This window comes from Curtobacterium uvaldense, assembly GCF_028307415.1.
Taxonomy (GTDB): Bacteria; Actinomycetota; Actinomycetes; order Actinomycetales; family Microbacteriaceae; genus Curtobacterium.
The window spans coordinates 77,664-88,857 of sequence record NZ_JAQMHU010000015.1 but is presented as its reverse complement, the minus strand read 5'-3'; the positions used below and the strand labels follow the sequence as shown (position 1 = coordinate 88,857).

Annotated in this window: 12 protein-coding genes; 11 read left to right on the top strand and 1 reads right to left on the bottom strand. The window is 70.4% G+C overall.

Annotated elements, in window-relative coordinates; genetic code table 11:
• Positions 1–169: 169 nt before the first annotated feature.
• From PIJ49_RS10490 to PIJ49_RS10460, 7 genes are all read left to right on the top strand, one after another.
• Entirely contained in the window at positions 170–904 is a 735-nt protein-coding gene (locus PIJ49_RS10490; RefSeq protein ID WP_251154998.1) for a hypothetical protein, read from the top strand.
• A gap of 69 nt (positions 905–973) precedes the next feature.
• Positions 974–1,495, top strand: coding sequence for a hypothetical protein (locus PIJ49_RS10485; RefSeq protein ID WP_066654081.1), 522 nt, complete (start codon positions 974–976; stop codon positions 1,493–1,495).
• A gap of 127 nt (positions 1,496–1,622) precedes the next feature.
• Positions 1,623–2,009, top strand: coding sequence for an Imm26 family immunity protein (locus PIJ49_RS10480; RefSeq protein WP_271826550.1), 387 nt, complete (start codon positions 1,623–1,625; stop codon positions 2,007–2,009).
• A 140-nt stretch (positions 2,010–2,149) separates the two neighbouring features.
• The gene (locus PIJ49_RS10475; protein ID WP_251161058.1) at positions 2,150–2,554 is read left to right on the top strand and encodes a hypothetical protein; all 405 of its coding nucleotides are present in this window, start codon (positions 2,150–2,152) and stop codon (positions 2,552–2,554) included.
• Positions 2,551–3,768 carry a DUF6188 family protein gene (locus PIJ49_RS10470; RefSeq protein WP_251161059.1) on the top strand — a complete coding sequence of 406 codons (1,218 nt, stop codon included), beginning with the start codon at positions 2,551–2,553 and terminating at the stop codon, positions 3,766–3,768. The genes PIJ49_RS10475 and PIJ49_RS10470 overlap by 4 nt, the downstream gene beginning before the upstream one ends.
• 59 nt (positions 3,769–3,827) lie before the next feature.
• On the top strand, positions 3,828–4,073 hold the full coding sequence (locus tag PIJ49_RS10465) for a hypothetical protein (RefSeq protein ID WP_251161060.1): 246 nt from the start codon (positions 3,828–3,830) through the stop codon (positions 4,071–4,073).
• 312 nt (positions 4,074–4,385) lie between these two features.
• Positions 4,386–4,538 carry a hypothetical protein gene (locus PIJ49_RS10460; protein ID WP_271826549.1) on the top strand — a complete coding sequence of 51 codons (153 nt, stop codon included), beginning with the start codon at positions 4,386–4,388 and terminating at the stop codon, positions 4,536–4,538.
• Between the two features lie 65 nt (positions 4,539–4,603).
• On the opposite strand, the gene PIJ49_RS10455 is transcribed toward PIJ49_RS10460, so the two are convergent.
• Complete coding sequence (locus tag PIJ49_RS10455) at positions 4,604–5,827, bottom strand: alpha/beta hydrolase family protein (RefSeq protein WP_081984827.1); 1,224 nt, start codon at positions 5,825–5,827, stop codon at positions 4,604–4,606.
• A gap of 23 nt (positions 5,828–5,850) precedes the next feature.
• On the opposite strand from PIJ49_RS10455, the gene PIJ49_RS10450 reads away from it, so the two are divergent.
• From PIJ49_RS10450 to PIJ49_RS10435, 4 genes are all read left to right on the top strand, one after another.
• On the top strand, positions 5,851–6,432 hold the full coding sequence (locus tag PIJ49_RS10450; protein ID WP_066654075.1) for a DUF3000 domain-containing protein: 582 nt from the start codon (positions 5,851–5,853) through the stop codon (positions 6,430–6,432).
• Between the two features lie 29 nt (positions 6,433–6,461).
• The gene (locus PIJ49_RS10445) at positions 6,462–7,700 is read left to right on the top strand and encodes an HRDC domain-containing protein (protein WP_442854642.1); all 1,239 of its coding nucleotides are present in this window, start codon (positions 6,462–6,464) and stop codon (positions 7,698–7,700) included.
• A gap of 126 nt (positions 7,701–7,826) precedes the next feature.
• Positions 7,827–9,038 (top strand): thiolase family protein, encoded by a 1,212-nt coding sequence (locus PIJ49_RS10440; RefSeq protein ID WP_271826547.1) that lies wholly within the window; start codon positions 7,827–7,829, stop codon positions 9,036–9,038.
• Positions 9,039–9,040: 2 nt separating this feature from the next.
• Complete coding sequence (locus tag PIJ49_RS10435) at positions 9,041–11,179, top strand: 3-hydroxyacyl-CoA dehydrogenase NAD-binding domain-containing protein (RefSeq protein ID WP_251154995.1); 2,139 nt, start codon at positions 9,041–9,043, stop codon at positions 11,177–11,179.
• The last annotated feature ends 15 nt before the right edge of the window (positions 11,180–11,194 follow it).

The window sequence follows — 11,194 nt, the reverse complement described above, 5'->3', positions numbered from 1 at the left end:
GGGGGGGGGGGGGGGGGGGGGGGGGGGGGGGGGGGGGGGGGGGGGGGGGGCGGGGCCCCCCCCCCCCCCCCGCCTCCCGTTCGTCACTCTGTCCGTACGCGATATTTCCCCTCCTGGTCATCCGCCCTCCTGCCGTGCCAAGATCGAGGAGTCATCGGGGGGAGACATCATGGCGAAGGTCCACGGCAACGATCCGACTGGGTACTCGTACGGTGACGCCGACGCACTGAAGACCGCGGCGCGCAACCTGGCGTCCGCGATCAACGGACAGACTGCGACGCGTGCCGCTGCGGTGACGAGCGCGGGACGCGAGTTCCGCGGGTACTTCTCGCAGGTGTTCGCCGACAACGCCGGCATCGCCTCCCGCAGCGCGAGCAAGCTCTCGGACGCGCTGTCGTCCCTGGTCGGCTTCGTCGACGAGCTGCGCGAGGCGGCGAAGCAGGAGGACCGACGACGGGCCGACGCCAAGGCGTGGGAGGCTCGGAAGCGCGAGCGCGAGGAGAACTTCTTCGTCGGTGCCGCGCACGAGGTGTCGACGTGGTTCGGCGCCGAGGACGACCCGAAGCCCCCGGAACCCGAGCCGGAGCCCCAGCTCCAGGCCGATGCGGTCTCGGTCCGCAGTCGCACGATCCCGGCGGGCGGTGGCGGCAGCGGGGGCACGTCGTCGGCGGTGCCGGCCGATCTCCGATCGTTCGCCTCGAGCACCCGTGGTGCCGACGACTCCCTGTCCGGCGCGGTGTCGTCGTTCCGCAACGCCCTGGCCGACTACGAGTCGGGGTGCAACACGTGCTGGGGCACGCTGCACGCACAGTCCCTCGTGACGGCGGTGCAGGACTGGCTCACGGACAACGGACACGACGCCTCGTGGGCGTCTCGGCGGTCCGACCAACAAGGGCAATCCTGATGGGTTGCTCGAGAACAAACGACACCAGATGCGCGAGGCGCGCTACCAAGCAGCAGGAGGGGATCCGTATTGAGTGCTTCGAAGGACGTCCTGGAGGTCAGGGTCAGCGACGTCTTCAGTGTGAAGATTGACGACGATCGCGCCTATGTCGGTCAAGTTCTGCATGTCGGCGAGGGTGCGGTCTTCGTCGTTGTCTTCGACCACCTCGTTCGGCATCCGGTCGCGATCCCCGATGCGCTCGCCGCGCTGATGCACCCGCCGATCGTGGCCAGTTGGACCCACGACGCGCGATTCCGGCCGGGAATGTGGGAAGTGGTCACCCAGGCGCAGACCGACAATCGGCGGTATCTGCCCGCTTCCACCTGGGGGCTGCCAGAAACCGGGGGCGTCCGACTTACGAGCTTCGATGAGACGAGGACCCGCGCGGCGACCGCCGAAGAAGCCGCTACCATCCCTCCGAGAACGACGCGATCGCCCATGCTCATCGAGAAGTTCCTGATGATGGCTGCCGGTGTGGCACCCAGAAATCCCGCTCTCGAGAAGGTGCGCTGGGTGCCGATGCCATCATCGTCGGAACTCTTCCCGGACTGAGTTCGGCTTGCACCGGGGCCAGCGTCAACGTCTCGCGATCGCCTCGCCAATGGTGCTGGATAGGTCTTTCAAGGCTCACCACAGCATCGGTCGCTTGATGTTGAACAATGCGAGGAGCGTCTCCGACGTGTCCATCGGCGAAGTGTTCACGATTCCCGTCGACGACCAGCGCCGCTCGGCCGGCCAGGTCGTAAGCGAGTACATGTCTGCTCTCTACGTCATCATCCTCGACCGAATCTTCGGAGCTGACGAGGACCCGTCGCTCAGACTCGACGATCTGACGGGGTCGGAACCGCTGTTTTCCCGGCTGATCTTCGACTCCCGATTTCGACCAGGAATGTGGGAGATGATCGGACACGCTGCCGCCGACTCTGAGCGGTATCTGCCTGCCTTCACCTACGGGGCTGCCGAACTCGATGGCGTCAAGATCACGAATTCAGCGGCTCCGAGGTTCGGCATGCGACAGAATCCGAGTCGAAGGAGATTCCCCGTCGCGCGATCGACTCGCCGCTGATCTTGGAGAAAGCCATCCAGGCACATCACGGCATCCGTCGCTGGCTTCCGGCTTTCGAAGAAGTTCGGCACCGACCGGGGATAGCGTCGGCGAAGCTGTTCGATTGATCGTGTATCTCGGCATCAGACCGGAGTTCTGACATGCAAGAAGTGTTCTTCCTCTCGTCCATGGACAGCCTGCGGTTCTCGTCCGTCTTCCGGTGCGAGGTCGAACGACCGGTCGAGCTCCCGAACGGTCGTCATGCGCTGATGGTCAGCTGCGATCCACCCGTCCACGGTCAGGAGCTCGGTCACCCGCTCGGCATCAGCGAGTTGTTGCTGTGGAGTCGGTTCGAGGACGAAGACCTCTGGACGTTCCCCGCCTTCCCGCACTTCGTGCAGATCTGTCTGCCTGACGTCGACCAGCCTGCCCATGACATGCCTGCGAGCATCGCCTGGGGTGAGATCTACAAGACTGAGGCGGACGCGCGGATGCACGAGCTGGCCGCTCAACCTTCTGAGCGAGCACGCACGAATCCGGACCGCCCGCGGAAGAGCGAACGATGAGCGAACTGGCCATCGAGGACGTCCCCCTGCTCCTCGTCGGAGAGACGATCGACGCCATCTGGGTCGACTACTCGCTCCGACTCCTGCTCTCGAACGGCGCCACCGTCATCCTCGAGTGTCCGTTCTCCCTTGGTGGGTCACCGGACACCGCAACGATGATCGATCCGGAGGGCGACAAGTCGGGGCTGGTGCCGGCTCTCCGCCTGCACACGCTCGTGGTCACCGAGGCGCACGCCACGGGCTCGACGCTGTCGATGACGTTCTCCGACGGCTCGCGTCTGACCGCCGGACCGCACCCCGAGTTCGAGTCGTGGCACTACATCGGACCGGAGACGCCCCCGACCAGGATCATCATCATGCCGGGCGGGGGCCCCGCCATCTGGCTCCACCACCCAGAGACCGAAAGCGGCCTTCTGTCCTTCCGGACACGGCCGTCGGACGAACACCTGCTCCCCGCGTTCCACGACGTCTTCACATCGCTGACCGTCCCACCGCTCCGGTGGCTCGTCACCGATCTCGACATCGTCGTGCGCTCGGGATCGACGGTGAACGTGCACGAGTGGGACCGTCGTCTCAGAGCAGCACCGCCACCTGGCCTGTGGTTCTCACACGACGAGATGCTGACGCTCGTCCGTGACAACGACCAGCTGATCGACGGCGAGTTCTTCGGCGTCCCGTTCGGCGCCGCGGCTGACCCGGCCCGGGCGGTCCTCCGCATCGACTTCTTCCACAGCGGCGAGGCCTCCGTGGTCCTGGATCCCTCGGTCATCGGCGTCTCGGAAGCGTTCGAGCGGCTGTTCGGTCCGGAGGTCGCGGTACCCTCGATCGGCACTCGAGACGCTGACCTCGCCGCGTACCGCGTCCAGTCGCTCCTGCTCGCGTTCCTCGACACGCTCCCCGCGCCGGGAGCGGCGGAACTCCGACAGCAGGCCGAGGCGGTGCGAGCCGTCCAGGAGACAGCTCCGAGGATCTGGGACGTCGTGCTCGCGGAGACACCCCGAGCCGACTTGCCCGACGGTCGTCTGCCGGGATCGCTGGCCTACCGCACGGACGAGGCACCGCTCGCGGGTGAAGTCCTCGTGTGGATGCTCGACGGCCGGATTGACTCCTTCGAGCTCCCGTGGTTCACGACGGAGATGCCGGCCGAACTCCCCCGGCCGGACCAGCTCATCCGCGCCGCGGACGAGGGCGACGGAGGTCACGGTGTCCGGTAGTCGGCACGGCCACAGCCGACACGCTCCGGCTGCTCCCCGCATCCTCGTGGAGGCATGACGTGACGACCTCCGGCACGAGCGTGCCACTGCTCCGCCTGACCCTCCCCAGACGCCTCGACGTCCCCACCCGAGCCCACGAGATCCTGGACGCCGTGCCGGACGACGCGGACGTGCTCGGGTACGACGCCCCTGCCGCCGCGATCGCCCGCGCACTCCGCCGGAGCAGACGAGCGGGGACGCCCCGCGACGATGCCCTCGTGACGCCCCTCGACGAGCTCGGGCACGACCCGGTGCTGGTCCGGTAGGTCGACCTCGGCGACGAGGTCCTCACGGTCCTGCTCCGGGCGTCGGACGGCGCGTTCCTGTCCGCTACGGTCACTGACCGTACCGCCGGGGTCGAGACCATCAGCGCCGCTGAACTCGCGACGCTGCTCGCCGCGACCGCGGCACCCGGCGCGGACCGGGCCCTCGAACTCGTCCGACTCCTCGCGCCCGACGACCGCATCAGACTCGTCGAGCAGGGCGCTCGAACGACCGCGGAGACGTTCGCGACCAAGTACGGTCTGGCCGCCGAGCGGGGGTTCACGGTCCTCGACCTCGAGTCCTTCGTCGCCGCAGTGGCACGCTTCGACGCTGACGACCTCCCCTTCTGCGCTCTCGACGCTCCCGGAGTGGTCGCGACCGTCGCGTTCACACCGGACCGCACCGCGGTCCTCGCGACGACGATCGCGCGACGTCTGCGGCACGACCAGGACGACGACCGACCCTGACCCAGGACGGCCTGGAGGCACGGTGCCAGCTGGCACCGTGCCTCCCGTCCGACCATCGTTCTCGTCTACCGCGCGCTGGTCGCGTCCGTCGGCTGCACCACCTCGGTGAGCCACGCGAGGATCCGCGCGTCGAACCAGTCCGCGTCGTGGTTCCAGAGCTTCGTGTGCCGCGCCGTCGTCTGCACCTCGAGCCGGACGATGTCCGGCCGCACCCGCGCCAGCTCGTGCGACGCCGACGACGGCACGAACCCGTCGTCGTCGCTGTGCAGGATGAGGATCGGCACGTCGAGCTCGTCAGCTCGGGCGACCATGTCGAGTTCCCGGAGGTCCACCGGGTGGTGCAGCCCGGCGACGTGGTGCAGCACGGGCGTCCGGAGGATGCGCTGGGCGACCTTGCGCACCGGGCGCGGGAGCTTCAGGACACGGCTCTGCGACTCGAGCACCGCGTGCCAGTCGACGACCGGCGACTCGAGCACGATCCCGTCGACGAGCCCGGCGAACCGCGACCGCACGAGGGTCTGCAGGACGACCGCACCGCCCATCGACCATCCCATGAGCACGACGCTCCGGGCCTGCTGCGCGGTGAGCCAGCGGAGCACGCCGTCGACGTCCTCCCACTCGGTGCTGCCGAGGCCGTAGCGTCCGTCCTCGCTGCGCGGGGCGACGCCGTCGTTCCGCCACGAGGCGAGGACGACCGAGTAGCCGGCGGCGCGGAAGACCGGGACGGCGCGGATGGTCTCGGCGCGGGTGACCCCGCGACCGTGCACGAGCACGGCCCAGGGCGCGTCGGGGTCGTCGGCGCGGACGACCCACGCCGGCGCGGCGCCGTTCGGTGTCGGGATGTCGACGTCCTCGACGGGCACGTCGAGCTCGCCTGGCGTGAGGTAGAACCACCCGCCCCAGCGCCCGCGCCGAGCCGCGGTCGGGTCGCCGGCGTCGATCGCGATGATGCGACGCGTGACCGTGGTGTCGGTGGTGCCGAGCACCTCACCGACGCGCAGGTGCCCGGTACCGCCGCCGAACCACAGGCTGTAGCGCCCCTGCAGCTCGGTGTCGGCGGTCCGTTCGAGCGTCACGGTCATCCGACCGGTGTCGACCGCGTGGATCGGGACACGCTCGACGCGCTTCCGGTCGGGCGTGACGACCGCTCGGGCGACGGCGGCGACGAAGCCGCCGATGACCGCGGTGGTGACCGCAGCGGCCGCGATGCCCGCGCCGAGCGCGACGACCCCGGCCGATCGTGCGGTCTCCTGGGTCACGTCCTCGGCGGGTCGCGCTGATCGGGACATGGTCCGGAGCCTAGTCTGCAAGCGTGTCCGAATCCCGAGAGCCCGAGGCCTTCGAACGCCTGCGCGCGTTCGTCGCACCGGGCCGGACCCGCACCGAGACGACCGTCACCGAGATCCCCTCGCCGTCACGCATCGCACCGCACTCGATCGCCCTCGCGGCGGACGTGTCGGGCGCCGTGCACGGCATCGACTCCGACCTCGGGACCGGCCGCTTCATCGCCCTGTACGACCCCGCAGAACCGGAGGGCTGGGGCGGCGCGTTCCGCGTCGTGACCTTCGCCCAGGCACCGCTCGAACCGGAGATCGGCGTCGACGAGTTCGTCGCCGACGTGACGTGGAGCTGGCTCGTCGACGCGCTCGCTGCCCACGGTGCGACGTACGACCGGGCGTCGGGCACGGCGACCAAGATCATCTCGCGCGGCTACGGCGACCTCGCGGCCCAGGGCGACGGCGCACAGCTCGAGCTCCGGGCCTCGTGGACGCCCCGCGACGAGGACCTGACCGCGCACGTCGAGGCCTGGGAGGAGATCGTCGCGATGCTCGCGGGGCTCCCTCCGGCGTCCGACGGCGTGACCCTGCTGGCTCCGAGGAGGACCACGAAGTGACCGACCCCGCCAGCCAGGCCCGCGACGCCGTGTCGGGCGCCTCGGCCGACCCCGCGTTCGAGGACGCGCACGCCACCGTGCGCGTGATCGAGGACCGCGACGAGTACCTGCAGGCGGTCGACGCGATCGCCGCCGGACACGGCCCGGTCGCGGTCGACGCGGAGCGTGCGAGCGGCTACCGGTACTCGCAGCGCGCCTACCTCATCCAGGTCTTCCGCCGCGGTGCGGGCGCCTTCCTGTTCGACCCGATCGCGATCGGTGACTTCGCGGAACTGCAGGCCGCGATCGTCGACGAGGAGTGGCTGTTCCACGCCGCCTCGCAGGACCTGCCCTGCCTGCAGGAGGTCGGCCTCGTCCCGACCCGCATCTTCGACACCGAGCTCGGTGCCCGCATCGCCGGGTTCCCCCGTGTCGGTCTCGGCGCGGTGGTCGAGCAGCTCCTCGGCATCACGCTCGCCAAGGCCCACTCCGCCGCCGACTGGTCGACGCGTCCGCTCCCCCAGGCCTGGCTCGTCTACGCCGCGCTCGACGTCGAGCTGCTCCCCGACCTGCGCGACGCCCTCGCCGCGGTGCTCGACGCCGCCGGCAAGTCGCGGATCGCCGCCGAGGAGTTCGCCGCCGTCCTGACCCGCGCCCCGAAGCCCCCGAAGGCCGAGCCGTGGCGTCGCCTGTCCGGCATGCACGCGCTCCGCGGCGCCCGGGCCCTCGCGATCGCCCGGTCGCTCTGGACCGCACGCGACGCCTACGCCCGCCAGGTCGACACCGCCCCGGGTCGCATCGTGCCCGACTCGGCCATCGTCGCCGCAGCGGCGGCGAACCCGACCTCGAAGGCCGAGCTGGGTGCCGTGAAGGCCTTCACCGGCCGAGCGAGCCGGTCGGAACTCGACCGCTGGTGGGCCGCCGTCGAGGAGGGGCGCACGACCGAGGACCTGCCGAAGCTCCGCGGCACCGGCGAGGCCACGCTCCCGCCGCCCCGCGCGTGGGCGGACCGCAACCCCGAGGCCGACCGCCGCTACAAGGCCGCTCGCGCCGCCGTCGTCGCGCGTGCCGAGGAGCTCGACGTCCCCGTCGAGAACCTGCTCACCCCGGAGACCCTCCGGGTGGTGTCCTGGGAACCGCCGACACCGATCGCGACCGAGACCGTCGGAGCCGCCCTTGCCGGGCACGACGCCCGCCCGTGGCAGGTCGAGGAGACGGCGTCGATCATCGCGCACGCCTTTGTCGACGCCGCACAGCAGCCTGCTGCCGAGAGCAACACCGGCTCGTAGGAACACCCCAACCGGCATGCGCTCGCCCAGGCGGCGGGCATAGCGTCGGTACCGTCGCCGGGCTCGGCCCGGCCGGTCGGGGCGGAACGTGCCCCGACTCGATCGAAGAGGATCTGGAGGCCCGGATTGGCCAGAGCAGCAGACGTCGTGTTCGTGGACGGTGTGCGCACACCGTTCGGACGAGCCGGTGAGAAGGGGGTGTTCTGGAAGACCCGCGCCGACGACCTCGCGGTCCACGCGATGCGCGGTCTGCTCGACCGGAACAGCCAGCTCGACGGCGCGGCGGTCGACGACGTCGCCGTGGCCGCCACCACCCAGCAGGGCGACCAGGGCCTGACCCTCGGCCGCACGGTCGGCATGCTCGCCGGGCTGCCGAAGTCGGTCCCGGGCTACGCCATCGACCGCATGTGCGCCGGTGCCATGACGAGCGTCACCACGCTCGCCGGCGCGATCGCCTTCGGCGCCGCCGACGTCGCCATCGCCGGCGGCGTCGAGCATATGGGCCGCCACCCGATGGGCTTCGGCGCCGACGTGAACCCGCGCTTCGTCGCGGAGCGCATGGTCGCGACCGACGCGCTGGTCATGGGCAGCACCGCCGAGCGACTGCACGACCGCTTCCCCGCCATCACGAAGGACCGCACGGACGCCTTCGCGGTCCAGTCGCAGCAGCGCTACGCCGCCGCGTGGGCTGCCGGCAAGCTGCAGCCCGACGTGGTCCCGGTCGAGGTGAACACCGGCGAGGGCTGGGACATCGTCACGGCGGACGAGCCGCCGCGTCCCGGCACCACCCTGGAGGCCCTGGCTGCGCTGCGCACACCGTTCCGGCCCCACGGACGGGTCACCGCCGGCAACGCGGCCGGTCTCAACGACGGCGCCACCATGAGCCTCCTCGCCTCCGAGGACGGCGCGAAGCAGCACGGCCTGCCGACGAAGATGCGCATGGTCTCGTTCGCCTTCGCGGGCGTCGAGCCGGAGGTGATGGGCGTCGGGCCCGTCCCCGCGACCGACAAGGCGCTCCGCAAGGCAGGGCTGACGATCGACGACATCGGGCTCTTCGAGATCAACGAGGCGTTCGCCGTCCAGGTGCTCGCCTTCCTCGACAACTACGGCATCGCCCAGGACGCCGCGAACGTCAACGCCTGGGGCGGCGCGATCGCCGTCGGGCACCCGCTCGCGTCGAGCGGCGTCCGGCTCATGAACCAGCTCGCGGCCCAGTTCGCCGAGCGACCGGACGTCCGGTACGGCATCACGACGATGTGCATCGGCCTCGGCCAGGGCGGCACCGTGATCTGGGAGAACCCGAACTTCAGCAAGAGCGCGGCACGGAAGGCGGCCTGACGATGACCACCACCCCGATCGACCAGCTGACCGAGCTCAGCGCCGACGAGGTCGTCACCCACTCGTACGTCAAGCACGTGCCGCTGCCGTCCGGCGGCACGCTCGCCCTCGTCACGCTCGACAACGGCAAGGACTACAAGCGCCCGTCGACGCTCGGTCCGCGCACCATGCGCGAGCTGTCCGACGTGCTCGACACGCTGCGCGCAGCGGCCTCCGCCGGGAGCATCCAGGCGGTCGCGATCACCGGCAAGGAGTACTGCTTCGCCGCCGGTGCCGACCTGTCGCAGGCGGCAGCGCTCCCCTCGCGCGAGGTCGCCCACGAGCTCGGCGCCCTCGGGCACGCGACGCTCCGCAAGCTCTCCGACCTCGGTGTGCCGTCGTTCGCCTTCGTGAACGGCATCGCGCTCGGTGGTGGGCTCGAGATCGCCCTGCACTGCACCTACCGCGTGTTCTCCTCGGCGGCGCAGGGCATCGGGCTGCCCGAGGTCTTCCTCGGCATCATCCCCGGCTGGGGTGGCGCCACGCTGCTCCCCCGCCTGATCGGTCCCGAGAAGGCGCTCCGCGTCATCGTGGAGAACCCGCTCAAGAACAACCGGCTCATGGACGGCAAGGCCGCCGTCGAGCTCGGCATCGGCGACGCGCTCATCCCCTCCGTGACCTTCCTGCCGTCCGCGGTCGCGTGGGCCGACGGGGTCGTCAGCGGCCGCACGAAGGTCAAGCGCGCGAACGAGCCCGGCATGCTCGAGAAGGCCGCCTGGGGCACCGTGGTCAAGGTGGCGCGACAGCAGGTGGCCTCGAAGATCGGAACCGTCCCGAAGTCGCCCTTCCGTGCGCTCGACCTCGTCGCCGCAGCGAAGTCGGGCTCGCTCGACGACCGGTTCGCCGACGAGGACGACGCCCTCGCCGACCTGCTCGCCGGTGACCAGTTCGCCGCGTCGATGTACGCGTTCGACCTCGTGCAGAAGCGCGCGAAGAAGCCCGTCGGCGCTCCCGAGGGCGTCGAGGCGAAGAAGATCACGAAGGTCGGCGTCCTCGGCGCCGGGCTGATGGCGTCGCAGTTCGCGCTGCTGTTCGCCCGCCGTCTCGGCGTCCCGGTCGTCATCACCGACGTCGACCAGGCCCGTGTGGACGCCGGGGTCGCGCGCATCGCCGGTGAGGTCGAGAAGCTCCGCGAGAAGGGCCGCATCTCCCCCGACGACGCGAACCGCATCACGGCGCTCGTCAGCGGGTCGGTGTCGTACGACGCGTTCGCCGACGCCGACTGGGTGATCGAGGCCGTCTTCGAGGAGATGTCGGTCAAGCAGGACGTCTTCCGGAAGATCGAGCAGGTCATCGCGCCCGACGCGATCCTGGCGACGAACACCTCGTCGTTGTCGGTGGACGAGATGGCGTCGGTGCTCGAGCACCCGGAGCGCCTCGTCGGCTTCCACTTCTTCAACCCGGTGGCCGTGATGCCGCTGCTCGAGGTGGTGCGGGCCGACGAGACCTCGGACGAAGCGCTCGTCACCGCACTCGCGGTCGCGAAGACCCTGAAGAAGACCGCGATCATCACCGCCGACCAGCCGGGCTTCGTCGTCAACCGCGTGCTCGCTCGGGTGCTCGGCGAGGCGATGCGCGGCGTCGAGGAGGGCACGCCCTTCGAGACCGTCGCCGAGGGTGCTGCGCCCCTCGGCCTGCCGATGTCGCCGTTCGAGCTGCTCGAGCTCGTCGGCCTGCCCGTCGGTGCGCACGTGCTCGACTCGCACCACGCGGCATGGCCGGAGCGCTTCTACCCCGGTGACGGCCTGAAGCGGATCGCGGAGCACGGCACGATCCTGACCCGCGACAAGAAGGGCACCGTCACCGGGTACGACCCCGCCGCCGTGAAGCTCGTCGCACCGTCGAAGAAGGACGCGAAGCCGATCGACGCGGCGACGATGCAGCAGCGGTTCGAGGACGCCCTGGCCGACGAGGTGCACCGCATGCTCGAGGACCACGTCGTCGAGCACGTCGAGGAGATCGACCTCGGTCTGATCCTCGGCGCGGGCTACCCGTTCCAGGCCGGTGGCATCAGCCCCTACCTCGACCGCTCCGGCGCCTCGGAGCGCGTCTTCGGCAGCACGTTCCACACCCCGGCGATCGTCGGCCCCGCCTCGCGCTAGCCGCCGGCTCGGCCA